This window comes from Streptomyces sp. TRM49041, assembly GCF_008271805.1.
Lineage (GTDB): Bacteria > Actinomycetota > Actinomycetes > Streptomycetales > Streptomycetaceae > Streptomyces.
Genome location: NZ_VSRY01000158.1, coordinates 54,188 through 79,440 on the forward strand (window position 1 = coordinate 54,188; position 25,253 = coordinate 79,440).

Annotated in this window: 16 protein-coding genes; 9 read left to right on the top strand and 7 right to left on the bottom strand. The window is 72.2% G+C overall.

All coding sequences use genetic code 11. The features are described from left to right. Positions 1-32: 32 nt before the first annotated feature. Positions 33-3,134 carry a glycosyl hydrolase gene (locus FVS66_RS26000; RefSeq protein ID WP_149183656.1) on the bottom strand — a complete coding sequence of 1,034 codons (3,102 nt, stop codon included), beginning with the start codon at positions 3,132-3,134 and terminating at the stop codon, positions 33-35. Between the two features lie 867 nt (positions 3,135-4,001). Here FVS66_RS26000 and FVS66_RS26005 point away from each other — a divergent pair. Together FVS66_RS26005 and FVS66_RS26010 are read left to right on the top strand one after the other, a co-directional pair. Beyond that, positions 4,002-4,784: a HEAT repeat domain-containing protein gene (locus FVS66_RS26005; protein ID WP_262387224.1), complete on the top strand. Its 783-nt coding sequence runs from the start codon at positions 4,002-4,004 to the stop codon at positions 4,782-4,784. Next, positions 4,778-5,860 (top strand): MerR family transcriptional regulator, encoded by a 1,083-nt coding sequence (locus tag FVS66_RS26010; RefSeq protein ID WP_149183657.1) that lies wholly within the window; start codon positions 4,778-4,780, stop codon positions 5,858-5,860. The genes FVS66_RS26005 and FVS66_RS26010 overlap by 7 nt, the downstream gene beginning before the upstream one ends. A 544-nt stretch (positions 5,861-6,404) precedes the next feature. On the opposite strand, the gene FVS66_RS26015 is transcribed toward FVS66_RS26010, so the two are convergent. The 6 genes from FVS66_RS26015 to FVS66_RS26045 all read right to left on the bottom strand — a co-directional run bounded on the left by FVS66_RS26015 (position 6,405) and on the right by FVS66_RS26045 (position 14,116). Then, positions 6,405-6,941, bottom strand: coding sequence for a hypothetical protein (locus FVS66_RS26015; protein ID WP_149183658.1), 537 nt, complete (start codon positions 6,939-6,941; stop codon positions 6,405-6,407). Positions 6,942-7,315: 374 nt separating this feature from the next. Continuing rightward, positions 7,316-7,873, bottom strand: a complete 558-nt coding sequence (locus FVS66_RS26020; protein WP_149183659.1) for a DUF3291 domain-containing protein — start codon at positions 7,871-7,873, stop codon at positions 7,316-7,318. Positions 7,874-8,646: 773 nt separating this feature from the next. Continuing rightward, complete coding sequence (locus FVS66_RS26030; protein ID WP_187645695.1) at positions 8,647-10,044, bottom strand: phytase; 1,398 nt, start codon at positions 10,042-10,044, stop codon at positions 8,647-8,649. Positions 10,045-10,320: 276 nt separating this feature from the next. Next, entirely contained in the window at positions 10,321-11,652 is a 1,332-nt protein-coding gene (locus FVS66_RS26035) for a cation:proton antiporter (protein WP_262387215.1), read from the bottom strand. Continuing rightward, on the bottom strand, positions 11,639-12,286 hold the full coding sequence (locus FVS66_RS26040) for a flavin reductase family protein (RefSeq protein WP_149183660.1): 648 nt from the start codon (positions 12,284-12,286) through the stop codon (positions 11,639-11,641). The genes FVS66_RS26035 and FVS66_RS26040 overlap by 14 nt, the downstream gene beginning before the upstream one ends. A gap of 231 nt (positions 12,287-12,517) precedes the next feature. Continuing rightward, positions 12,518-14,116: a tryptophan halogenase family protein gene (locus FVS66_RS26045; RefSeq protein WP_149183661.1), complete on the bottom strand. Its 1,599-nt coding sequence runs from the start codon at positions 14,114-14,116 to the stop codon at positions 12,518-12,520. Positions 14,117-14,429: 313 nt separating this feature from the next. Between FVS66_RS26045 and FVS66_RS26050 the strand changes: the two genes are divergently transcribed. The 7 genes from FVS66_RS26050 (at position 14,430) to FVS66_RS26080 (ending at position 25,119) form a co-directional block, all read left to right on the top strand. Beyond that, a complete protein-coding gene (locus tag FVS66_RS26050; protein WP_187645696.1) occupies positions 14,430-15,437 on the top strand; it encodes a BTAD domain-containing putative transcriptional regulator in 1,008 nt (335 codons plus the stop codon). Between the two features lie 89 nt (positions 15,438-15,526). Further along, the gene (locus FVS66_RS26055) at positions 15,527-17,041 is read left to right on the top strand and encodes an aldehyde dehydrogenase family protein (protein WP_149183745.1); all 1,515 of its coding nucleotides are present in this window, start codon (positions 15,527-15,529) and stop codon (positions 17,039-17,041) included. Beyond that, positions 17,038-18,942: a non-ribosomal peptide synthetase gene (locus FVS66_RS26060; protein WP_149183663.1), complete on the top strand. Its 1,905-nt coding sequence runs from the start codon at positions 17,038-17,040 to the stop codon at positions 18,940-18,942. Before FVS66_RS26055 ends, FVS66_RS26060 begins: the two co-directional genes overlap by 4 nt. A gap of 4 nt (positions 18,943-18,946) precedes the next feature. Next, positions 18,947-19,696, top strand: a complete 750-nt coding sequence (locus tag FVS66_RS26065) for a thioesterase II family protein (protein ID WP_149183664.1) — start codon at positions 18,947-18,949, stop codon at positions 19,694-19,696. 38 nt (positions 19,697-19,734) lie between these two features. Further along, entirely contained in the window at positions 19,735-19,947 is a 213-nt protein-coding gene (locus FVS66_RS26070; protein ID WP_149183665.1) for an MbtH family NRPS accessory protein, read from the top strand. A gap of 1 nt (position 19,948) precedes the next feature. Next, positions 19,949-21,175, top strand: a complete 1,227-nt coding sequence (locus tag FVS66_RS26075; RefSeq protein ID WP_149183666.1) for a cytochrome P450 — start codon at positions 19,949-19,951, stop codon at positions 21,173-21,175. After that, positions 21,172-25,119 (top strand): non-ribosomal peptide synthetase, encoded by a 3,948-nt coding sequence (locus tag FVS66_RS26080; protein WP_187645697.1) that lies wholly within the window; start codon positions 21,172-21,174, stop codon positions 25,117-25,119. The genes FVS66_RS26075 and FVS66_RS26080 overlap by 4 nt, the downstream gene beginning before the upstream one ends. Positions 25,120-25,253 lie beyond the last annotated feature (134 nt).

Consider the following 25,253-nt stretch of genomic DNA (forward strand, 5'->3'; position numbering starts at 1 on the left):
CGTCGTGGCCGGGGCCGGTGCCGAGCTCTTGATCAGGCGAACGGGACGGTCAGGACGGAGCCGGAGCCGACCTGGAGGGCGGACGGGCCGTTGCCGATCGCGCTCCAGACCTCGACCCGGACGGTGCCGCCGTTCAGGTCGCCCAGGGTGCCCGAGGCGGAGTGCGGCCCCTGGCGGGCCGAGGAGTACTCCTCCCAGCCTGGGATCGGGTCGGTGGCGAAGTAGCGGAACGTCTCGACGCGGTCGAACGTACCGTCGCCGGTCAGGTCGTACGACACCCGGGCCTGCTGGCCGTGTCCGACGGACGGCCCGGCGTCCACGGCGAAGGTGAAAGCCGTGGCGGAGCCCGGCTTCAGGGTGCCCTTGACGTTCCTCACCTCGTAGACCAGCGGCTGGTGCGGGGTGCCGTCGTGGTTGGCGCCGTCGGCGGAGGGGATGGTGTCGGCCGAGGAGGCCGAGGACGCCGTGGTGGCGAGCCCACCTCCCGGCTGCGGGTAGAAGGTGTCGGCCTCGACGTACGGCGGGGGCGGGGTGCCGGTGGTGGTGACGCTCACGGTACCGCCGGCCGGGCCGACCTGGTCGGCGGTGTCACGGGCCTTGACGCTGTAGGTGTACTCGGTGCCGGGCGTCAGGCCGGTGTCGGTGTGCGTGGTGCCGATGACGGTCGCGACCTTGGTGCCGCCGCGGAAGACGTCGTAGTTCTTGACGCCCTTGTCATCGGTCGCGGCGTCCCAGGTCAGCTCGACGGAGGTGTCGGTGACGTCGCCGGCGACCGGGGTGCCGGGCGCGCCGGGCTTCTCGTCGGCCGGCGGCGGTTCCTCGCCGCCGCCACCGCCCGGCGCGCCGCAGAGGGTCGCGAGCCGCGCGTCGTCGCCCGCTCCGGACGCGGTGGACTTCGCCGGGACGTTCAGCACGCCGCCGTCGGAGAAGACGACCGAGCACTCCTCGGTTCCGTAGTTGTGCGCGGCGTACGTCCTGGTGCCGTTCTTGTCGAAGGCGACGGCCGTCGGCATGTTGGCCGCGACGGTCATGTCCGGGGCACCGATGGAGTTCATCGTGGCGACCCAGTGGTAGGTGTGGGCCTTGGTCTCGCCGGCCTCGGGGACGTAGCCGCCGTTCCACTGATCCCAGAACCGCATGGCCCCGGCCGGGTCGTACAGCGCCTGGACCTCCCAGAAGATGTCCCGCCACTCGACGGCCGGGCCGCCGTTCTCCTTCTCCATCTCGGCGACGCTGCGGCGGAGCATGTCCTTCTCCCGGGCCAGGTGCAGCGAACCACCCGTGACGGGCAGGAAGTTGATGCCGTGGATCTCCTCGGGGTTGGCGGTCCACCAGGTGGCGTAGGCACCGCCGCTGCTCCAGACCATGCCCACGATGTCGTGGGCGAAGTCATCGGGGTAGACCTGCTGGTCGGCGTCGAACCAGTACTGCGCGATCGACTCCGACTCGGTCGTCATCATGTAGACGCCCTGGTCGCGCAGCGCCTTGTCACCCATGGCCGAGCCCCACATGATCAGGCCGGCGCTGAGGTTGATCGACTCCGAGGACGACTCCTGGTTGTTGCCCGCGGCGAACGCGGAGTGGCCTGCGGCCCAGCTGTGACCGGCGTAGACGTCGAAACCGCGCAGGAACGGGTACTTGTTGTCGTCCCTGGCCGGGTTGGCGGCGTCCTTGACGAGCTCCTTGACCATGCCGCCCCACTCGGAGTCGGCTGCCCACCGCGGGTCGTACTGCGCCACGACGGCGGCGGCCATCACGTAGTACGAGTAGTGGAAGTGGTGGTCGTTGAGCTCCTGGTCGCTGCCGTACGAGGCGGGGTAGCCGATGAGGGTGCGCCAGTCCTTGTCGTAGGAGAACTCCGACGGACCGCCGGCGGTGAACCACTCCTCCATCCGGTCCTTGATGAGCCGGATGAGCTTGTCGCGGTCGGCCGTCTCGCCGATCTGGTCGGCGATCGGGACGAGCTGGGCGAGCTTGCCCAGGGCCTTGCCGGTCCAGTAGGTGTCGATGGCGCCGCTGAACGGGTCACCCTGCGTGAGTACGTCGTCGATGTACGCCTTGAGCCTGGCCTTGTCGACGCCCGGGGCGCTCGGCAGGCCCGGCAGGACGCCGTTCACCTTCTGCGTGGTGGTGAACGAGAGGCCCTCGCGGACCTTCATCTCACCGCGCGACGAGACGTAGCGGTAGTCGGTCAGCGGGTCGGAGGTGTGCAGCCACTGGTGGCGGTAGAGCGCCTGGAGGGTGCCGGTCTCGGTGCCCTCCTTCGCCTCGGTGGTCAGCGAGTAGGTCGCCTTGACCTCCCCGTCGCCCTCCCGGTAGTCCCACTCCACCGTGGAGCCGGTCACGAAGCTGAAGGCGTACTTCTTGTAGTCGGCGAGCGCTTCCTTGCCGGGAAGGACCGCCAGGGAGAAGTAGTCGTCGGAGCCCAGGTCCGCCCGGATCTCGCTGCCGGATACGGTCCAGTCGCTGCTGCTCGGGGCGAACAGCGCGTAATGGTGGCCCGAGATGGTGACACCCAGGACGTTTCCCTGGTCGGCGAAGACCTTCGGCGGGGACGCCGCGCTGATCCGCGCCGCGCCGCCGGTGCCTTCCGCGTACACGTACGGAAGGCCGTGGCCGATGGTGGCGCGCAGGGTGCGCGCACCGTCCTTCCAGTACGGGGTTACGGTCCAGTCGCTCCACCCGTCCGCCTTGGCGTCGGGGGAGTTGAGGCCCGCGAGGCCGAGGGTCAGGTCGGCCTTGTGCGGGAACTCGTACTGGCGTCCGCCGCCCACGATCTGATGGGAGGTCGGGTAGCCGACCTCCAGGCCACCGGACACCGCCTTGTAGGTGAGCGGGTGCCCGTACATGTTCTCCGACCACGGGTTGCCGGCGAACCGCTGGAAGACCAGCGAGGACCACCAGTCGTTGGTCGGCACGGGCTTGTCCGCCATGGCCGGTGTGACCTTCGGCCTGACCGCCTGGCCGCCGCTGTTCGACGGGCCTTGTCTGCCGGGGGGACGGACGTCGCTGTAACTCCCCTTGCCCACCTCGATGGTGGCGGCGGAGGCGACACCGGTACCGACGGTCGCGGTCAGCGTCGTGGCGGCCAGGACCGCTGTGCACAGCGAGGCCACATATCTGCGGGATCTCATACACACCCTTCCTGAGAGCGCTCTCAAGTAGCGGACAACGTAGGGTCGTGACGGTGAGCGGTCAACACTTCACGCCAAAACCCGTGCGGTTCTCCGAAGGGAGCCGAGGTCTCTGTCGCGTGCGGGCCGCTGTCGTCCCGGGGTGACGCTGCGGGTTCTGTGTGCGTCGGCACACGCATGACATCCGGGTGCCGGGGATTCGTCGCGCCCGTATCGCCCTGTCGCATGGGGGGCAAACCGTCGCGGGCGAGGACCGGAAGCCGCGCATTCGCCTCTGCGGCGTCGAGGTGTCGGATCCGATCTGCTGTGCGGGTCCCGGCTCCGCTGGGCGGCGCGGACGGCGCGGTGAGGCTGTGGCCCCAAGCTCGTCAGCCAAGACCCTGCCTGACGTACCGTCCGCCCTCCGGTCTTGGGAGCGCTCTCTTGACGACGACACCGCCCTGGTCGTCCTGCGTCCGTGACCGGCCGGGCGCCACGATCCGTGCGGACCCGTCAGGCAGGGTGTGACCGCTGGATGCTCCACGAACATGTAGCTGTATGCCGGGCCGGGTGCCCTGCGGGAACGCCGGCGGCGCCGGCCGCCGCCCCAGGGCGCCTGACCGGTCGGCGACGTCGCCGACTTCGACTTGCGGGTACGGGCGGCCCCTTCCTCCCCCTCGTGTTCGCGCTTCTCCTCTTCCTCCGGCCGATCCCCGAGTGGCCGGACCATGACACTCACCGGATGGCGCGGACCGGGCCGCGCTCGTGACCAGCGGATTCTCCGAATCTCCGGTCGCGGGCTTGACCTTGACACGTTGATAAGGTGTGCCCTGGGCGCAGGAGGTGGTCCCGATCAAGACGACAGACGGAGACCCGCAGAACACCCGCGTGGCCAACGCCCTGAGAGCCAAGGACTCGTCGGTCCGGCTTCAGGCGGCCCTGGCGGTCGGCTCGAACCCCGACCCCGGCTTCCTGGAGACGCTCGTCGAGCGGTGCGCGGTCGAGCCGGAGTTCTTCGTACGAGACATGCTGTCCTGGGCGCTGACCCGCCTCTCGTCGGAGATCACCCTGCCCCGGATTCGCCAGGAACTCGACTCTGAGCGCGCTCAGGCCCGCAGCCAGGCGTTGCACACGCTCTCCAAGATCGGCGACAGGAGCGCGTGGGCCTGGATCACGCGCGACATGCTGCGCGACGCCGACGACGAGGTCGCGCGGACCGCGTGGCGCGTCGCGGTCGTCCTCGTACCGGAGGACGAGAAGAAGGACTTGGCCGATGAACTGGTCGCGCAGCTCGGCCGCGGCGACCGCGATCTGCAGCTGAGCCTGAGCCGGGCCCTCGTCGACCTCGGTGAGGTGACCGAGCCCGCCCTGGAGAGAGCCGCGGCGAACCCTGACCCGGCGGTGGCCGCGCACGCTCTTGCCACAGAGCTGCTCCGGCAGAACCCGGAGGCCGGTTTCGACGCGGCCATCCACGAGGTGAAGCGAGTCGTCACACTCGGCCCCGAACGAGCCGCTGCCTCCGCCGCGGTTGCGTCGGGAGTCGCCGAGTCCAGGGAGGCCACCGGCGCCGCGGAGACCACCGGCGCCGCGGCGGCCGCCGAGCCCACGGAGACCACTGAGCCCACGGAGGTTGCCATGGCCGCGAAGGCTGCGGAGACCGCGGAGTGCTGATCGGCGAGGTGGCCCGCCACTCGGGGGTGAGCCCCCGGATGCTCCGGCACTACGACGCCCTTGGGCTGGTGCGGCCGACCGGCCGCACCGTCGGCGGCTACCGCGAGTACTCCGCCGAGGACGTCCGCAGGATCTTCCATGTGGAGAGCCTGCGGTCCCTCGGGCTCTCGCTCAGGCAGATCGGGCGCGCGCTGGAGGACCCGGCCTTCACGCCGTCCGCCTTGGTCAGTGACCTCATCCGGTGGACGGAAGACCGCTTGGAGCGAGAAGAGGAGCTGCTCGAACGGCTCCGCGCGATCGATGCGTCGGCGCCCACCGGCTGGCAGGACGTCCTGCGCCTCGTGGAGCTCATACAGGGGCTCAACTCGACCAGCGCCGCGCGCAGGCAGCAGGCCGTCCTGGCCCGCCCGGAGGGAGTGTCGATTCCCGCCGAGTTGCTGGCCGGGGCGGTCCTGGCCGAATCCGACCCCAACGTCGCGGGCGCCCTGCGCTGGGCGCTCGCCCGGTCGAGCGGCGACGGCCTGGCGACACTGGCCGCCGGCGCGCACTCGGAGGACGCCGACATCCGGCGGCGCGCGGTGCTGGCGATCGCCGAGATGTCCGAGGCCCCGGGGGCGACCGCGGTGCTCGAAGACGCGCTCGGGGACCCGGACAAGACGGTGCGCAGGCACGCCGCTCTGGCGTTGGGCAGTCGTGGCGTGACCGCGGCTGTGCCGACACTTGTCGGCATGGTGGTCGAGGGCTCCAACGACGTCGACGCGGCGGAGGTCCTGGGAACGCTGTCCCGGGACCCCGGGTGCGCGGACCGGATCATGACCGCACTGGTCGACGAACTCGCAGCGCCCACCGCGGACTCCGCGACGCGAATCCGACTGACCCAGGCCCTGGTCGAGCTGTCGGGGACCACCGCGCAGGAGGTCTTGCGCCAACTGGCCCACGAGGGCGACCGCGCTGTCGCACTCGTTGCCTCGGCCTTCGTCGAAGTTCTCGACAAGCGGTCCCCCGGAGACCGAGGCGACGAGGTGTCCTCAAGGCGCGCGGCCGTGGCGTCGGCACAGGGGCGGGGCACCGGCTGATCGTTGGACCAGGGCGAGCGAATCACTGTCCCGCGTTTCGCATGACCTCGAGTTCGCGCACTGCGGTCGTGGAGCCGGACAATGTCGGTTGCCGCACCCGCGTCTCGCAGGGGGCCCACGCTCTGCCTGCCTGCGGGGCCTCCGTCGCCATAGGACTCGCGTTCGTAGGCGGTCCCACGTTTCCTCGCTGTCCGCGTGCGTGATTCTCAACTCGGCTCCGTGATACGGCCGTATGACCCACTTGGAACTGGCGAACGTGGATCACAGGCCACTTCGAAGAACGCCAAGCGCCGCCGCGCCCGCCGCCCCGCCGTACACCTGCCCGCCACCGCTCCGAACCCCTGTGGTGGGACGCCACCCGCAGTGCCGTCCTCGCCCTCGCCACCACCGAAGGCCCGGGAGGCGTCGCGCTCCTCCGATCCGCGGTCCGGGGTGAAGACGAGGCGACGCAGGTTGTCGACGACGGCAGTGGCGGGAAAGGGGAGGGTGCCCATGGATCAAGGACTCGCGGCCCTTCTCGCCGGCATGGCACCCGATCGCCTGCCTACTTGATCAGGGCATTCGCGACAATGATCATCAAGCCGATCAGCATGTCGAGGAACCCTGCCCGGCACGAGGAAAGCCATCCGTGCCCGGCGGCGCGGGCGGCCCAGGCGCCCCAGCCGAACAAGGCGACGGTGTTGAACAGCAGGGCCGCGTCCACAGCCGTGGTCTCTGCCCACCACCCGGCTACCGCGGCAAGCAGTATCCCCACCGTGGGCAGCACGGCTGCGACCAGTGGCCACTCGGCGAGCACCAACCGCCCTCTGCTTGTGATGGCTGCCCTGTCGACGGACGCCCGCTGGGCGATGACGCGCGCGTATCCATGGGCAGCGCCCGACGCCATCGCGGTGAGCAGGACCCACAGCGCGTCCAGACCGGGATCGGCTTTCTCGCCCGTCGCGTCCAGCGCGGCCACCAGGGCGCTGGCCAGCACCAGTCCGTAGATGCCGCTGAACAGTGACTGCTCCGGCGGCCGGTGCCGCGAGGCCCACCTTGGTGCGACGCTCTCGGGGTGGACGTGGTCGGCGCGGTCGGACATCGCATCGCCTCGGTGCGGGAAGAGGGCTGGGTCCGTACATGCTCACCCGAGTGGCGTCAGGGAACACGACGCCACGCGCTGCTCGCATGATTGTTGTGCCCCAAGAGCAGGTCGAGACGCCGGTGTCGGGAGCGCCGGTGTTCGTACTCCCGGCGGGTCGGCAGCGGCGCGCGGGTGGTTACGGCTGTGGCGTGCGCGGTCGCGGCGTACTGAGCTGAACGAGTGATCACGGCTTGGTGCGGAGGAGCGCGGGTGTGGCAGGGCGGGGAGCCGGAGGCCTGACCGAAGTCCGGACGCTGCTCGAAGACTGAGCGATGTTCGCCGTCATTCAATCGAGGAGTTTGACAGCGAACCCAGTCGTTCAGGCTTCCTTTTCAGCGAACCTGGTCGCTCTTCGGCCCGATGCCTTTGATCCTGGTCGGAGTTCCGTCCGGGGCGAACGAGTGGTGGAAGGTGAAGGCGTGCGGCGCGGAGCCGTGGTCGTGGAGGTGCTCCAGCCTGGAAACCCCGTCCTGCCAGGTGGGTATCACGCCGTCGGAGACCCACCAGAACACGTAATTCGGGTGCCCTGTCCTCTCGAACCAGTCGTAACGCCTGTTCAGCGCCTCACGGTGCAGACCGGTGTAGACGGCGTCGAAGGCGGGGCGCAGGTCGGTCCAGAGTGAGAGGGTCGCGGCCAGGGCGGTGGTTTCCAGGGTATGGCCCTTGCCGTACCAGGTCGGTACGACGAACTCTCCCCATGCACCCCAGTCCGCCTCGAAGAGCGCGCCCCGGTCGCCGTCTTCCGCTTCAGCACGCGCGAGGTATCCGGGGTGCTGACTGAACGTCCGGTAGACGGCCTCACCGATGTCGTAGAACTCGCTCGTGAGAGGTGCGGGATCGGCGAGAGGTGACTTCAGGACGCCGAATGTGTACAGAGCAAGATGGGTCATGCGTCTCTCCCTGGTTGGGGGTGCCTGATGGGGACCCGGTTCGGTGGCTTACGACGCATGGGGGCGAGGATTCGTGGGGCGTGACCAACTCATCCCGTTGCGGGTGGCTCAGCCTGAAGAAACCCCTGTGCGACCGTGGGCAACCGCCGAAGACCAGGTGAAGGTAGCTGCCTCTGCGGGCCATGTCGAAGTTGCGTTTTCCCTGTCCAAGTGGCCTCCTGCACAGGCCCTTGCGGGGCGACGCCGGCGGCGTCGACCGGGTTGGACGACAGCGGCCGAGCCGGTCATCGTCCCGGACACCATCGTGATCGACCAAGGCAAGGTGTTCGTCTCCGACACGTTCTCCTCCGCCTGTTCGCTGCTGGGGATCTCGGCGCAGCTCGCCCGGCCCGGTACCCCGACGGACAAGGCAGCCGGACAAGGTCCGGGTCCGGTAGTCAAGATCAGCAGCGTCCATGGCAGTGCACCCTGGCCACCGCCCCCGGCATCGGCTTGCAGCCTCCCGGTGGGGATGGTCAAGACCCTGGACAAGGCCCCGGCCGGGGGCCTGGCTCGGCCCCGTCGGCGGGTGGATGGTCGCGCTGGGCCACGGGCCGGGCGACCGCGTCGACACCGAGGCGACCGCGTCGACGCCGGGGCGGGCGTACCGCTCCAGGGAGCGAGCCGGCAGCATGCCGGGTGTTCTCCCTGAAGATCTCCTCGGCCCGCCGACTGAGGAGCAGCCAGCGGCACCACTCGGGCTCGCGGTAGCCGCAACGCGCCCCCGGTCCCGGTCACGACCGGACGACGGGTGCTCGGTGCGACCGGGCCGATCCGGCCACCGGTGCGGCCGGATCGGTGGTTCGGTTCGGTCGCCAGTGCACGTCGCGAGGGTCGAACGACTCGGTGTCGATCGTCAGCGGCTCGGGGAACGCGCCGGCGACGGCGTCCCAGCGGACGAATTTGAAGTTGGTGCCTTCCCGGTCGCCGTCGGCCGGGGTGGCCTCGCCGTCATGGGTGATCAGCAGGCCCTTGGGGAAGGACCGGCCCAGGGGGACGTTGACCACCATGGAGCCGTCGGAGTGCTGCACGCCGTCGGTGGCGCCGTCGCCCACGCGGAAGGAACCCACGAAGTCGTTGTGGCCGTTCCGCTCGTACACGGCGAAGGTGTCGTCACCCTGGCTGGAGGCGAGAACGTATCCGGTGCCGTCCTCGGCGTGGTAGATCGTGACGCCCTCCGCGTCGGCGCTCAGGTGCTCGCCGCCGAACCCGGGGTCGTTGTCCGTGTCGAGGACGCACTCCTCTTCCGCGGGGTCGTACGTCCAGGGGGTACCGTACTCACGGACGCGGTCGAGGAGCTCCGGCTTCTCGAACTCCTCGTCGTCGAGCTCGATGCGCCACAGGCCCACGCTCTCCTGGGCGGCGTAGAGGACGCGCTCCTCCTGGTCGACGGCCATGCCCTCGACCTGCGGGCGCTCACCGGGGTCGGCGCACGGCGTCCAGTCGGTGCCGTCGGGCAGAGTGAAGGTGCCGGGCAGGTCGAGGGTGTCCTCGGCCTCGTAGCCGACGAGCCCGTCCTCGTCCTTGAGTTTGAGGAGGCGCAGGCGTGTCTCCTCGCGCTGCGACACCACCACGTAGGCGTCGTCATCGTCGCTGAAGGCGCTCAGGCCGTAGGCGGTGCGCTGGTCGTCCACCTCGGCCTCATCGGCGGCGAACACCGGGGCGACGTCGGGGGCGGTGACGTCCTTCAGCGGCGGCCTGCCTGCCGCGACGGCGTCCGGGTCGATGGCGAAGGCGCGGATGCGGTCGCGGCCCCGGTCGCTGACGAGGGCCAGGTCCGTCTCTTCGCCGTCCAGTTCGAACCCGTAGACGATGTCGACGTTGTTGTAGCGGCCGGGCTTGGCGTCCCGGCCCGGTGCCTCCGGGGCGGCTATGTGCTGCAGGCGGCGGCCGTCGAGACCGTAGACGTCGAGGCCGGCCTCCTTCAGGGTGCCGATGACGATGCTGCGGCCGGGGTTCTCGGGGTCGACCCACACAGCCGGGTCGTCGGCGTCGGCGTTGCCGCCCGCCTCGTCGTCGTACACCGCGGGAGTCTCGACCGTGGCCGGGAGGCTCACGGGGACCGCGGGGCCGGTCGACAGAGCGAACGCGGTGGCGAGTGCGGTCAGGGCGCTGAGAGCGAAGGCGCTCACGTTACTCCTTAGTAGGGCTGTGGACGCCTGGACGCTAAGGGAGCCCTGCGAAGCGATCAGAACGACATCGTGAACACCGCATGACCCTCTCGGGTCGGCGCGTCCGCCCACCGGACCCCATGCGCGTACGCGACCGTGGACGCCGCCGGGGTGCGGCCCCGCACGACAACGGCCTCTCCTGGCACCCCACGTCCCGCGGCCGTCGAGGCCGGTGCCGTTTCCTTCTGTGGCCGGCGGCAATGGCTCCTGACCTGGGCCGGGCGGCGGTCGGCCGTCTCAGGTCGGGGACGAGGCCGTCGTCGCCGGGGCCGTCGCCGGGGCCGTCGCCGGTGCGGGTGCCGGTGCGGGTGCCGGGGCCGTCGCCGGGGCCGGGGGCGGTGGTGGCCGGTGGCGGTGGAAGTGACTGACGGCCGGCGAGGTGACCGCGGTGGTGATCAGAGCCACCAGGACCAGCATGGTGAACAGCTCCGGTCCGATGACGCCGAGCTCCAGGCCGATGTTCAGCACCACCAGCTCGGTCAGGCCCCGGCAGTTCATCAGCGCTCCGACCGACATGGCCTCCCGCCAGGAGTGGCCGCAGGCGCGGGCCGCTCCTGCCGCTCCGCCCCACTTGCCGAGCACCGCGACCGCCAGCACCGCCCCCGCCCACAGCCACTGCACCGGGTCGGCGGCCAGCGTCCCGACCTCCGTGCGCAGGCCCGTGTGCACGAAGAACAGCGGCAGCAGCAGGGGGACCGCCACGGCGCGGAACCGGGTGGCCGAAGCCTCGATACGGCGGTGGCCGCGCGGAGCGGCCACGCCGAACAGGAAGGCGCCGAACAGTGTGTGCGCCCCGATCAGGTCCGTCACCAGCGCGGACAGGCTCAGCCCGCTGAAAAGCAGGACCAGGATCACCCCTTCGTTCGCCCGGTCCGCCCGGGCAGCCGCCCACCGCGCGAGCAGCGGACGGACCACCAGCACCATGGCGAGGCCGAAGCACACGGTGAGCCCGGCCGTCGTCGCGGCGTCGAGCGGGGACCCCGCCGTGGCGAGGGCCACCACCAGCGCCAGCAGGCACCACGCGGCCACGTCGTCGACCGCCGCGCACGCCATCGCCAGCGCGCCGACCGGTGTCCCGTACAGGCCACGGTCCACCAGGATCCGGGCCAGTACGGGGAACGCCGTGACACTCATGGCCACCGCGACGAACAGGGTGAAGGGCCCCTGCCCGACCCCGTCCGGCGCCAGCTGCCCGTACATGGCGAGGGCCAGCAGCGCGCCGAGCCCGAGGGGAACCAGCATCCCCGCCTGACTGACGGCCATCGCGGTCCGGGACCTTCCGCGCAGCGCGCCCAGGTCCAGTTCCAGACCGACGAGGAACATGAAGGCGAGCAGGCCGAGCTGGCCCAGGACCGAGGTGTACGGCAGGACCGCCGCCGGGAACAGCCAGTGCTGCGCCTCGGGCCACAGTTGGCCAAGCAGCGAGGGGCCGAGCATGATTCCCATGGCGATCTCGCCGATCACCGGCGGCTGGCCGAGGCGTCTGAGGAGCGTCGCGCCCGCCTGACAGGCGAGGATCACCACCGGCACGGCGACCAGCAGCGCCGGCATAGGGTCAGCGGCGGACACCGGCGGCTCCTTCGGACGGCAGCGCCGGGGGCGGGGGCGGTGCCGCCGCCGGCTGCGGTGCCGACGCGGCGTCGGACCATCCCGCGTAACGGCGCAGGCCGTACAGGAGCGGGTGCGCCGTGGGGCGCACCGTCACGCGGTCCGCCTCCGCGAAGACGGCCGTGTGGTCGCCGAACGAGACGGTCTTCACGACCCGGCAGTCGGCGATGGCGTGGGCGGCCGCGGTCAGGTGCGGTCCGCTCGCGCCGAGCGGCAGCCGCCACTCGGTGCGGTCGAAGCGGTCGGGCGCCCCGGAGGCGAAGAGGTCCGAGGTCGCCCTGGCCCGCTCGTGCAGCAGATTGAGGGCGAACAGCCCCTGGTCGAGCAGGGCCCGCAGGGTGGGGCTGGCCGTCCGTATGCACACCACCAGAGTCGGCGGGGCCAGCGCGACGCTCGCCAGCGAACTGCACGTCAGGCCGCGTGGCACGGCGTCCGCGTCGAGCGTGGTGACCACCGACACCCCGGAGGGGAAGGCGGCCATGAACGGGCGGAGGTCCGCCTCCCGGTGGACGGCGGCGGCGCACTCGGCCGCCGGCGTCCCCTCGTGGTCGTCGCTACCCGTTCTGTCCTGGGGGAGCGGAGCGGAGTTGGGCATGTCTGACTCCCTGTGGTGACGAAGCAGTGAGGCCCGGCACACGGCGGATCGCGCCGGTGCCGGGCCGTGGGAGCGGCGGCAGGTCCGGGGCCCCGGGGGGCGGGGGCGGCGCCCGGCCCGCGCTCATGTGCTGCCGCCGGGGAGGCCCGCAACCGGCCGGCCGGGGCGGGGCGGAGGCGCGTGGCCCCGCCCCGGGCGGCCACCGTCCCGCGCGGCCCCGCCCCGTGCGGCCTACGCGTGCAGTTGCTTCAGATACTCGTAGGCGCTGGGCAGCGTCTCCAGCAGATTCCGCTGCTGGCGCTTGACCGTCTCGAACAGCGGCTCCGCGGCCGCCACCGACTCGGGCTTGTACGCCAGCGCCGGCAGGGGGGCGTCCGGCTCCAGGCCCATGCCCGCGAAGATGCAGTAGTAGCTGCCGTTGGTCCAGAAGTTCCGGAACTCGGCCTCGAAGTTGCCGTAGTACGTCGACTCGTCGGTGATCGGCGAGTTGATGGGCAGCCCGGCCCGGTACGCGGAGATCTTCTTCTGGATGTTGTCGGGGAGGGTCAGCTCCTTGTTGGCCTGCCAGAAAGGGGTGTCGTTGCGCGGCGCGTAGAAGAAGTGCGCCTGGATGAAGTCGCGGGTGTCGTCGAACATCACCTCGATCTCGTGGTTGAAGCTGTCGATCAGGCCCTCGTTGAAGGTCTTGTCCGGGAAGTGCTTGGCCAGCTGGTAGATCGCCGCGGTGATGAAGTAGATGCCGGTCGACTCCAGCGGCTCCAGGAAGCAGGACGACAGGCCGATGCTGACCACGTTCTTCACCCACGCCCGGCGGTTGCGGCCGACCCGGAACCGGATGTGGTTGAACGCCGTCTTCTCCGGGTCGAGGCCCCACATGGCCGCGAACTCGGCGGTGGCCTCGTCCTTCTCGGTGAACGCGCTGGAGTAGACGTAGCCTGTGCCGAAGCGGCCCAGCATCGGGATCTTCCAGGCCCAGCCGGAGGACATCGCGATCGCCGATGTGTACGGCTCCACACCGCCCGCCTCGTCGTCGTGCGGTACGGCGGTGGCGACGGCGCTGTCGCACAGCAGGTGGTCGCTCATGTCGATGAACGGCTCGGCCATCGCCTTGTTGATCAGCAGCCCGCGGAAGCCGGAGCAGTCCACGAAGAAGTCGGCGGCGAGCTCCTGGCCGCTCTTGGTCCGCAGCGCCGTGACGTAGCCGCGCGCGTCCTGCCGTACCTCCGTCATCTCGTCCTGGACGTGGTGGACCCCCTGTTTCTCGGTGGCGAAGCGGCGCAGGAAGTCCGCCACGAGCTGGGCGTCGAAGTGCCAGGCGTAGCGCGTGGCGGAGCGGCCGTCGAGCCAGCGCGGCGACTTCATCGCGTCCATCACCGGGGGCTCGCGGAAGCAGGCGTAGTCGAACGGCTCCGTGGTGCGGCCCTCGTACTTGCGCTTGAACCAGTAGTGCGACAGCGGTGTCTGGTCGTAGTCCGGGAGCAGCCCGAACGGGTGGTAGAAGTGGTCGGGCCGGCCGTCGGGGAGCTGCCGGGCCGACGCCTCTCCCTTGCCCTCCGTGCGCCAGTTCACGAACCGCACCGCCATCTTGAAGCTGGCGTTGCACTCCCGCATCCACTCGTCCTCGGCGATGCCGAGGTAGTCGAAGAACGTGCGCTGCAGATTGGGCACCGTCGCCTCACCGACGCCGATCCGCGGAATCGACGGCGCTTCCAGCACCGTGATGTCGACCGTGCCTTCGAGAGCCTTTCCGAGGTACGCGGCGGTCATCCAGCCGGCCGTGCCGCCGCCCAGGATGACGACCTTCTTCAATCGGGTGTCGGTGCTGGTCATGGAGCAGCCCTCATTTCGTCAGTCGGGAGTCACGGCCGGAAGCCGGGGAGCTGGAAGGAGAGGCGGAGCCGACGGGAGGAGGAGGCCGGGCCGTCCGCCGGCCGCGTCCGGCGGATCGAGGCCGGAGACCACCGGGGCGCGGACCGGGCCGGAAACCACCGGCGGTGTCGGCCCGGACCGTCGCTCCCAGAGTGGAGAACCGCTCTATGACGGACCTACAGAGGCGCGATCCGGCCGGTATAGGCCGCGTGTAGAGCGGGGGAACAGACTCGCCGCAGGCAGAGCGGCATACGACGGACCCCGGGAGGAAGCGATGACGACCGCGGTGACCGGAATTGCACGGCAGGCGGTACGCATCCGCTTCCTGGGCGACTTCGAGCTGACCGTGAACGGCACCCCGGTGCGGCGCTGGCGGGCAGGCAAGGCCCGCGGGCTCTTCCAGTACCTCGTGATCCACCGTGGGCAGACGCTCACCCGCGACCGGCTGTACGAGGCGCTGTGGCCGGGCTCCGAGCGGTCCGCGGGCGACAGTTCGCTGAAGGTCGCCGCGCACGCGCTGCGCCGGGTCCTGGACGCCCACCCCGACAGCCCCTGCCCGTCGGGAATCCGGCTGCACTACCGCGACTTCGGCTACGTCCTCGACATCGCGGAGCTCTGGTCGGACGTGGACCGCTTCCAGGAGCTGGTGCACTCCGGGCTGCGGGCGGCCGCATCCGGCGACCCCGTACTCGCCCGTGAACGGCTGCGGTCCGCCGTGGCGCTGTACGCGGGCGAGTTCCTGCGCGGTGAGAGCGCGGACTGGGTCGTCGAACAGCGCGAGTACCTGCGCTCCCTGGCGCTGCGTGCCCTGGAGGTGCTGCGTGCCGACGCCGCGGAGCGCGAGGACTTCCCCGACCTCATCGACGTCTGCCGGAGCACCCTCGGCATCGACCGTCACCACGAGGAGACCTACCGGGCGCTGATGACGGCGCACGGCAGGCGCGGCGAACACGCCTGCGTGCGCCGCTGGTACGACCTGTGCGCGCGCCGGCTCCGTGACGATCTCGCGGTGGCTCCGTCCCGGGAGACCGACCGCCTGCTGCGCGCGATGCTCCCCGCCCCGGCGGCCCCCGCCGGGGGACCGCCGCGCACCGCGCGGCCGTCCCTGACGTCCGCCGCGCCGGACGGGACACCTCCCGGACTCCGGCCGTGTTCGGTGCGCCGCGCCCGGCCCGACGCCCGGGCCGCAGTCGGCGCCGCCGCCCCCACGACCGGAGCCTGGGCCGTCCCCCGCCCCGGACCGGCTCCGGGCATCGTCCCGACGCCGGCGCGAATCCAGTGACCGAGCGACTCAGTGAGGAACCCACCGTGACTGTGCTGACCGTGCCGCAGGGCTCCGCCGCACCGGCGGCCGAGCCGTCCCCGGGCCCATTGCCGCCCCGCTACGACGACCAGTGGATAGGCGGCCGCTGGACCGCGTCCGACGCCGACCGCCGACTGGTCGTCACCGACCCCAGCACCGAAGCGCCGCTGGCCACGGTGCCCGCGGGCACCGCCCGGGACGCCGACCTCGCCGTACGCGCCGCCGCCGCGGCCTTCCCCGGCTGGGCCGCCACGCCCGTACGGGAACGGGCCGCCCTGCTGCGCCGGGTGGTCGAGGGCCTGGAGCACAACGCCGAACGGTTCGCCCAGGTCATCACGGCCGAGGTGGGCGCGCCTTCCCGCGTGGCCCTGCGCGTCCATGTCGGGCTGTCCATCGGCATGGCGGGGCACTGCGTGGAGACCGCCGCGTCGTACGGGTTCGAGGAGCGGGTGGGCCACTCGCTGGTGGTGCGCGAGGCGGCCGGCGTCGCCGCCTGCATCACGCCGTGGAACACGCCGTTGCTGCTCACGGTGCAGAAGCTGCTGCCCGCGCTCGCGGCCGGCTGCACCGTCGTCCACAAACCCAGCGAACTGACGCCGCTGCACGCCCGGCTGCTGGCGGAGGTGTTCGCCGAGGCCGATCTGCCGCCCGGCGTCGTCAACATGGCCGTGGGCACCGGCGACACCCTCGGCGCCGCCCTCGTCTCCCACCCGCTCGTCGACGTGGTGTCCCTCACCGGGTCCACCCGCGCCGGGCGCCAGGTGTCAGCGCTGGGCGCCGACGGCGTCAAGCGCGTCCACCTTGAGCTCGGCGGCAAGAACGCCTCCCTCGTCCTCGACGACGCGGACCTGCCGGCCGCCGTCGACGCCACCGTCGACCAGGTCCTGTTCAACACGGGCCAGACGTGCCTGCAGTGGAGCCGGCTGCTGGTGCCCCGCGACCGCCAGGACGAGGCGGTGGAGCTGGCCGGTCGGGCCATGGACGGCTACGTCACCGGCGACCCGCGCGACCCCGCGACCGACCTCGGCCCGCTGGTGTCCGCCGCGGCCCATGCCCGGGTGACCGACTACATCCGCCGGGGCGCGTCCGAGGGCGGCGCCCGCCTGGTGCGCGGCGGCACCGGCCGTCCCCCCGGTCTCTCCGCCGGGTACTACGTCCGGCCCACGATCTTCGCCGACGTCGACCCGTTGAGCACCATCGGCCAGGAGGAGATCTTCGGCCCGGTGCTGTGCGTCATCCCGTACGACGACGAGGACCAGGCGATACGGATCGTCAACGGCACCCGTTACGGGCTGCACGGCGCGGTCTGGTCCGGCGACGACGACCGGGCCGAGCGCGTCGCGCGACGGTTCCGCACCGGCCTCGTCGACGTCAACGGCGGGTCGTTCAACCCGGCCGCGCCCTTCGGCGGTTTCAAGCAGTCCGGCATCGGCCGCGAGTGCGGGAACGCCGGACTCGAGGCGTTCCTGGAGACCAAGTCGATGCAGCTGCCCCAGGGCGGCTCCCAGAACCAGGTCGTCGGCCCGCGCCTGCGCGCCACCGCGCCGGCCGCTGTCCGCGACCAGGAGAGGAACGACGGATGACGGCCCAGCCTGCCGGTCCCGCACCGGCGCCCCGGCCCGTCGGCGGGCAGTCGGGTGAGACCCTCCCGCCGCTGTTCGCCGCGCTGGAGCGCTGGACCCGCGAGCAGCCGGACCACGACGCCGTCAGGGCCGAGGACGGCGTCCTGACCTATGCGGAACTGACCGCGCGCACCTCCCGGACCGCGGCCGCGCTGGCCTCCGCCGGTGTCGGGCCCGAGAGCGCCGTCGGGCTGCTCCTCGGCCGGTCCCGGGAGAGCGTGCCCGCGCTCCTCGCCGTGTGGAGCCTCGGCGCCACGGCCGTGCCGCTCGACCCCGGCCACCCGGTCGAACGACTGGGGTCCGTGCTGCGGGACGCCCGGGTCTCCGTCCTGGTCGCCGTCGGCGTGCCCGGAGGGCTCGACGTCACCGGGCTGCGCACGGTCCAGCCGGCCGGCCCGGTGGCCGGCCCGGACCCCGAGCCCTCCGGCGCGCTCGCCGTGACCGTCCCCGTACCCGACACCTGCGCCTACGTCATCTACACGTCCGGAACCACGGGACGGCCCAAGGGGGTCGAGGTCACCTACCGCGGCCTGGACACCTTCGTCGGCGCGCTCGCGGGACTCGGGCTGCCGTCCGGCGGCCTCGGCCTCAACGCCGTCTCACCCGCCTTCGACGGCTGGCTGTGGTGCACGCTGCTCTATCTCGTCCACGGCCAGGGCGTCGCCCTGGTGGACCTGTCCCTCGACGGCCTGCGCCGCGCCGCCGCCGAGGACCGCGAACCGCTCCCGGCCGGGCTGCGCACAGCCTCCCTCACCCCGTCCCTGCTGGCCGCCCACGGCGGCGGGCTGGACGAGGCCGAGGTCGTCGTCGTGGCCGGCGAGACGTGCCCGGCGGCACTCGCCGAGCGGTTCTCCCGCGGCCGCCGGCTGCTGAACGTGTACGGGCCGACGGAGGCCACCATCGCGGCGACCTGGGCCGACAGCGAGCGGGGGGACGACGTGAGCAGCATCGGACGACCGCTGCCGGACTACCGGGCGTACGTCCTGGACGACGATCTGTTCCCGGTGCCCGCCGGCACCGAGGGGGAGCTGTACCTCGGCGGGCCCGCCGTGGCCCGCGGCTACCGCAACCGGCCGGGCCTCACCGCCACCCGGTTCCTGCCCGACCCGTTCCAGGGCGGCGGCGCCCGGATGTACCGCACCGGGGACGTGGTGGTCCGGCGGGCCGACGGCACGCTGGAGTACCGCGGCCGTCGCGACGACCAGGTGAAGATCCGCGGTCACCGTATCGAACTGGGCGAGGTGGAACGCGTCGCCGCCGAGCTCCCCGGCGTGGTCGCCGCCGCGTGCTGCCCGCTCGCCTCGGGCCAGTCGCTGGGGCTCGCGGTCGTCGCCGCGCCCGGCAGCGGCCCGTCCGCGGAACTGGCCGCCACCGTCGCCGAGCACTGCGCCGAGCTCCTTCCGGAAGCGGCGGTGCCCACCACCGTCCGCGTCGTGGACCGCATCCCCACCCTCGGCACCGGCAAGGCCGACCGCACCGCTCTCGCCCGCGAACTCACCGCGCCGGCGCCGGAGTCCGGGCCGGACGCCGCCACGGCGCGGGAGCGCGAGGTGATGGCCGTCTGGGCCGCCGTCCTGGAGCGCGAGGTGCCCGGACCGGCCGCCGACTTCTTCGAGCTGGGCGGGCACTCGCTGGCCGCCGCGCGTGTCGTGGCGGACCTGCGCCGGGCCACCGGCCTCCGCATCACCCTGGGGAAGCTGCTCGCCCGGCCCACCGTCGCGGAGGTCGCCGCCGAACTCGACCGGCTCGCCGACGATTCCCACCGGCCCGCGGCCGACTCCGACCGGCTCCCGGCCGCACCCGGGACACCGGCCGCACCCGGGACACCGGCCGCACCCGTCCTCACCGCCGAGGGGGCCTGAAGCCATGGGTTCCTGGCTCTCCACGTGGCCGGCCGGCCCCGGTGACGCCCACCTTCCGGCGCTGCTCTGCCTGCCCCCGGCCGGCGCGGGCTGCCAGCAGTTCCGCGCCTGGACGCCGGCCCTGGCCGGGGTCGGGCAGGTCTACGGCGTGCAGCTGCCGGGCCGCGAGAACCGCTGGCGCGAGCCCATGCCGGAGACCTTCGACGCGGCCGTCGAGGCGATCACCGACGAGCTGCGGCCGATCGTCGGCACCGGACGCCGGCTGGTCGTCTTCGGCCACAGCTTCGGCGGACTCCTCGGCTACGAAGTCGCCCGCCGCGTCCGGCCCGACGCCCTGGTCGTCAGCGCCTGCCGGGCCCCCGGCCACTGGGACGGCGCGGGACGGGGCATCGTCGACGACGACGAGGAACTCGACAAGCTCTTCGACACCGCCGGACTCGACCCCGCCTTCCTCGACGCGGACACCCGAGCGCTGATGGTCGCGATGCTCCGCAAGGACGCCGTGCTGTCGCTCAGTTACACCCATTCCCACAGCGCCCCGCTCTCCGTACCGCTGCACGCCTGGAGAGCCGACGGCGACGAGACCGTCACCGAGCAGGACGTGGCCGGCTGGGCAGCGGTCACCACCGCGGCTTTCCGCGTCCACCGCGTCGAGGGCGGTCACCACGCCGTACTGCGCCGCCCCGAAACGCTCCTGGACCACCTGGCCGGGCTGTTGCGGGACGACGCGCACCTGCCGTCCGGCACCGCCTGACCCGCCCGAAGCCCATGTGACCGAGCCCGGAGGACGTCGTGCCCACCACCTACCAGGTCCTCGTCAACCACGAGGAGCAGTACGCGCTGTACCCCGCGGCGCGCGAGCTGCCCGACGGCTGGACGCCGGCCGGGTTCAGCGGCACCGAGGACGAGTGCGCCGCCCACCTGGACGCGCACTGGACCGACACGCGCCCCCGCAGCGTGCGCGCCGCGGCGGCCGCCCCCGTACGCGGGGACGAAGGAGCCTGAGATGCGTATCGACCTGCTCGATCCGGCCCCCTTCGGCCGTAACGACTTCTGGTCCACGTTCACCTGGCTGCGCGCCAACGCGCCCGTGCACTGGCACCCCGAGCCCGGCGGCGACGGCTTCTGGGTGCTCAGCAAGCACCGCGACATCGTCTCCGTCTACGCCGACAGCGACACTTTCAGCTCCGCGCGGGGCATGCGGCTCGACACCGACCCGGCCGCCGTCGCCGCAGTCGCCCAGCGGATGCTGATCGTCTCCGACGCGCCCCACCACGCCCGGCTGAAGCGGGCCCTGTACCAGGCGTTCGGGCCGCAGCAGATGCCCCGGCTCGAAGCCCTCGTCCGGACGGTCGTCGGCGAGCTGGTGGCCGAGGCCGCCGAGCACGACGAAATGGACTTCATCGACCTCGCCAAGCAGCTCCCCAACCGGGTGGTCTGCGCCATGATGGGCATCCCCCGCGCCGACTGGGCGTGGATCGGGGCGCTCACCACCGACGCCTTCGACTCCCCGGACGAGACCGTGCGCAGCAACGCGCACTCCGAGATCTTTCTCTACTTCATGGAGCTCCTCGACGAGCGCCGGGCCCGCCCCGGCGACGACCTGGTCAGCCAGATCGCCCATGACACGCTCGTCGACGAGGGGGACGGCACCGAACGGCCCCTCAGCGACGAGGAGATCATCTTCAACTGCAACGGCGTGCTGTCCGGAGCCAACGAGACCACCCGCTACTCCGCGGCGGGCGCGGTCCATATGTTCGCCAGGCTCCCCGAGCAGTGGGAGCTGCTGCGCGGCCTCGGCCCCGCCGGAGTCGCCCCGGCCGTCGAGGAGATCCTGCGCTGGACCACCCCCGGGGTGCACGCCATGCGCACCGCTCTGCGCGACACCGAGATCAACGGGACGCGCGTCGCCGCCGGCGACCGCGTCACGCTGTGGAACGTCTCCGCCAACCGCGACGAGGACGTCTTCACCGACCCGCACGACTTCCGCGTCGACCGGCGCCCCAACCGCCACGTCGCCTTCGGCCACGGGCGCCACCTCTGCCTCGGCGCCCGGCTCGCGCGCTTCGAACTCGGCGCCCTGCTCACCGAGATGCTCGCCACGCTGGACGGTTTCGAACTCACCGGTCCGGCCCTCTTCAACTCGTCCAACTTCACGTGGGGGATCAAGAGTCTCCCGGTGCGGCTGCTGCGCAGCCGGGTTTCCGCACACCGAGAAAGGGCCGCGCTGTGACCACCGCACTGATCGACTTCAACCGCACCGACACCGGTTTCCCCGCCACCGGCTACCCCGGACTCCTCGCCGAGCAGGCCGCCCGGACCCCGGACGCGCCCGCGCTGGTCCAGGGTGACCGCTCCTGGACGTACTCGGAGCTGGAGGCCGCCACCAACCGGCTGGCCCACGCACTGATCGCCCACGGCGCGGCCTCCGGCGAGCGGATCGGCCTGTGCTACCCGCGCGGTGCCGAATACGTCATCGGCTCCCTCGCGATCCTGAAGACCGGCGCCGCGATCGTGGCGCTCGACCCGGTCAACCCCGACGACCGGCTCGCCGCCATGATCGCCGACGCGGGCCCGCTGCTCGTGCTCACCCCGCCCGGCATCGCCCCGCGGCTGCCCGAGGGTGTGGCGCGAGCCGACGTGGCCACCGCCGGCCGGGGCATGCCGGAGACACCGACCGGCGTCCCCACAGGCCCGGACACGATCAGCCACCTCATCTACACGTCCGGTTCCACCGGCACGCCCAAGGCCGTCCTGGAGCGCCACGGCGCCCTGACGAACCTGGTGCACTGGACGGGGCGTGCCTACGGAGTGCGTCCCGGCGACCGCGCGTCCTGGATGTCCACGCCCGGCTTCGCCGTCCAGATCATGGAGTGGCTGCCGTATCTGCCCCTGGGCGCGGCGATCCACATCCCCGAGGCGGGCCAGGCGCAGACCCCGGAGCAGATCCGGGACTGGCTCACCACCGAGCGGATCACCCACACCATGCTGGTCGCCGCGCTCGCCGAGCCCGTGTGGGGGCTGGCCTGGCCGCGGGACACGGCGCTGCGCATCCTGGTGACGACGGCGGAGCGGGTGCACAGCTGGCCGCTCACCGACACGCCGTTCCGGGTCGTCATGACGTACGGAACCACGGAGACGACGAACGTCCTCACCTGCCTCGACCTCGGTGCCGGCGTCGACTTCACCAGCCAGGCCACCCCCGAGGAGATCCGCGCCACGCGCCAGGTGCCCGTCGGCGTGCCGATCGCCAACATGCGGGTGCACCTGCTGGACGAGGAGGACCGCCCGGTCGCCGACGGCGAGGTCGGCCGGCTCCATGTCTCGGGCGCCGGAGTGGCCGCCGGATACCACGGCCGCCCGGAGCTGACCGCGGCGAAGTTCCGTTCCGGTGTCGTCGCGGACGACCCGTATCCGGTGCTCTACGACACCGGAGACCTGGCCCGCCGCAGGGAGGACGGCGCCGTCGAGCTCCTCGGCCGCTCCGACGCCCAGGTGAAGATCCGCGGCTTCCGCGTGGAACTCGGCGAGGTCGAGACCCATGTCGCCCGTGTCGACGGCGTCGCCGAGGCCGTCGTCGTCACCCAGGAGCGCGGAGCCGACGACAAGCGGCTCGTCGCATACGTCTCCGCCGACGGCGCCACGGCCCCGGACACCGGCGCGATCCGGGCCGCCGTGGCCCGCACCCTGCCCTACTACATGGTCCCCGGCACCGTCGTCGTCCTGCCGGCCCTGCCGCGCCTGGCCAACGGCAAGGTCGACCGGCGCAGCCTGCCCGAGCCGCCGGAGCCCCACGAGGGCGTCACCGCCGGCTACGAGCCCCCGCGCAACGAGGTCGAGGACGGGCTGGCGCGCCTGTGGGCCGAGGCGTTCCGCACCGAGGGCGTCGGCATCCACGACAACTTCTTCGAACTGGGCGGCCACTCGCTGCTCGCCTTCCAGCTCATCGACGAGATCCGCCGCCGCTACGGCGTCGAACTCAGCCTCTCCGATCTGTCGTCCCGCCCGACCGTCGCCGAGCTCGGCACGCTCGTCGTCGCGGAAGGCGCCGACGGCCGGGGCGACTTCGGCGGACTGGCCGCCATCGTCCCCGACCCGGCAGCCCGCTTCGAGCCCTTCCCGCTGACCGAGAGCCAGCAGGCCCTGTGGATCGGCCGCGGCGGACTGGTGGAGCTGGGGAACGTCGGCTGCCACGGCTACTTCGAGTGGGAGAGCGAGCACCTGGACGTCCCGCGCTTCGAGTCCGCGTGGCGCCGGCTCGTCGAACGCCACGACGCGCTGCGCACCCGCATCCTGCCCGACGGCACCCAGCAGGTGTACGAGGAGATCCCCGCCTACGACATCCCCGTCACCGACCTCGGCCGCCTGGACCCCGCCGCCCGGGAGGCGGAACTGGCCGCCCTGCGGCAGCGGCTGTCCCACCAGGTGCTCGACGCCGACAGCTGGCCGCTGTTCGACGTGCGGATCAGTCTGCTCGGCGGCGGCCGCGCCCGTATCCACCTCTCCCTGGACTTCCTCGTCGCCGACGCGTGGAGCTACTTCCAGGTGCTGATCCCCGACCTCGTCACCTACTACACCGAGCCCGGTGCGGAACTGCCGCCGCTGGAACTGACCTTCCGCGACTACGTGCTGTCCGTCGGGAGCTCCCTGCGCGACAGCGAGCTCTACCGCCGCTCCGAGTGGTACTGGCGGGACCGCCTCGCCACTCTGCCGCCGGCACCCGAGCTCCCCGCACGCCCCGCCGACGCCCCGGAGCTGCCCGTCCGCTTCGAGCGGCTCAGCCATGTCGTGCCCGCCGAGCTGTGGAACCGCATCCAGGAGCGGGCCGGTGACCGCAGGGTCACCCCGTCCGGTGTGCTCGCCGCCGCCTACGCCGAGATCCTCGGCAGCGCCTCCGGGCAGGCGCGGTTCACCATCAACTTCCCGCTCTTCAACCGGCTTCCCCTGCACCCGCAGGTCAACGCCCTGCTCGCGGACACCACGACCACGCTGCTGCTCGCCGTCGAACAGCGGGACACCACTTTCGCCGGGCGCGCCCAGGCCGTGCAGCGGCGCCTGTGGGCCGACCTGGAGCACCGGTACTTCAGCGGCGTACAGGTGCTTCGGGAGCTGACCAGGCTGCGCGGCTCGCTCGCCCCCGCCATGCCCGTGGTGATGACGAGCCTGGCCGGCCACCCGCCGCAGTACGAGGAGACCGAGCTGGGCGTGCCGGTGTACGGCATCTCCCAGACCCCGCAGGTCTCGCTGGACTTCCAGGTCTTCGAGAAGGCCGGCGGCCTCACCTTCAACTGGGACCACCTCCCGGCGGTCTACCCCGACGGGCTGGTCGAGTCCATGTTCCGGGACTTCGTCGCCCTGCTCGAGGCGCTCGGCGAGGAGGAGACCTGGGAGCGCTTCTCGCCGCCGCCCGGAGAGGAGGGCACCGCCGCCGCCGAGTCCGTCGAGGAGCGGGACACCGGCGACGCCTGGGAGCGCTACTGGGCCGGGATCGAGCGCACCGGCCGTGGTGGCGACGTCATCTGGGACGCCGACAGCGGCGAGGAGTTCCAGTGGCTGCTCGGGCAGGCTCGCCGGCACTTCGGCAACGACCTGCCGGTCATCGACCTCGGGTGCGGCAACGGCCGCTACAGCCGCGAACTCGCCCCGCACTACCCGCGGGTGGTGGGTGTGGACGTGTCCGTCAGCGCCGTCGAGCACGCCGTTCGCGAGGCGCGCGCGGAGGGGGTGGCGAACGTCGAGTACCTGGCCGTCGACATGACCGACGCCGACCAGGCCGACGCCCTGGGCGAGGGCCCGTACAACATCTTCGTCCGCGGTGTCTTCCACGTACTCGACAGCGCCGCCCGGGCCCGGCTCGCGGCCGTCGCCGGCCGGCTGCTGGGCCGGGACGGGGTGCTGATCGTCCACGAGCCCGACTACTCCGACAACTCCTTCGGCTACCTCGGATTCGTCGGCGGAAAGCGCGGCCGGGCCGAGGACCTGGTCGGACCGCTGGAGGCCGCCGGTGTGCGGCACTCCCAGCGCTTCACCCGGCCCGAACTCACCGCCGCCTTCCCGGCGGACGACTGGGAGGTCCTGGACGACCGGGCGATCCGGTTGCACGCCATCGACCCGCGGTCGGACGCGGAGGCGCTGCTGCTCCCGGGCTACTACGCGGTGTTGCGCCGCAGGCGCTGACGGCGCCCCGCGGTCCCCGCCGCCGACCGGGACGGCCCGTCGCCGCGCACGCCCCGATCGGGCCCTGTGCCGGACCGCACAGGAACAGACGCGGCCGCCGGACGGTGTCCGGCGGCCGCACCGTACGCTCTCGG

Coding starts and splice junctions, on each gene's coding strand:
- FVS66_RS26060 (WP_149183663.1), top strand. CDS start 17,038: ATGACGGCCCAGCCTGCCGGTCCCGCACCGGCGCCCCGGCCCGTCGGC.
- FVS66_RS26050 (WP_187645696.1), top strand. CDS start 14,430: ATGACGACCGCGGTGACCGGAATTGCACGGCAGGCGGTACGCATCCGC.
- FVS66_RS26015 (WP_149183658.1), bottom strand. CDS start 6,941: ATGTCCGACCGCGCCGACCACGTCCACCCCGAGAGCGTCGCACCAAGG.
- FVS66_RS26000 (WP_149183656.1), bottom strand. CDS start 3,134: ATGAGATCCCGCAGATATGTGGCCTCGCTGTGCACAGCGGTCCTGGCC.
- FVS66_RS26045 (WP_149183661.1), bottom strand. CDS start 14,116: ATGACCAGCACCGACACCCGATTGAAGAAGGTCGTCATCCTGGGCGGC.
- FVS66_RS26020 (WP_149183659.1), bottom strand. CDS start 7,873: ATGACCCATCTTGCTCTGTACACATTCGGCGTCCTGAAGTCACCTCTC.
- FVS66_RS26065 (WP_149183664.1), top strand. CDS start 18,947: ATGGGTTCCTGGCTCTCCACGTGGCCGGCCGGCCCCGGTGACGCCCAC.
- FVS66_RS26075 (WP_149183666.1), top strand. CDS start 19,949: ATGCGTATCGACCTGCTCGATCCGGCCCCCTTCGGCCGTAACGACTTC.
- FVS66_RS26040 (WP_149183660.1), bottom strand. CDS start 12,286: ATGCCCAACTCCGCTCCGCTCCCCCAGGACAGAACGGGTAGCGACGAC.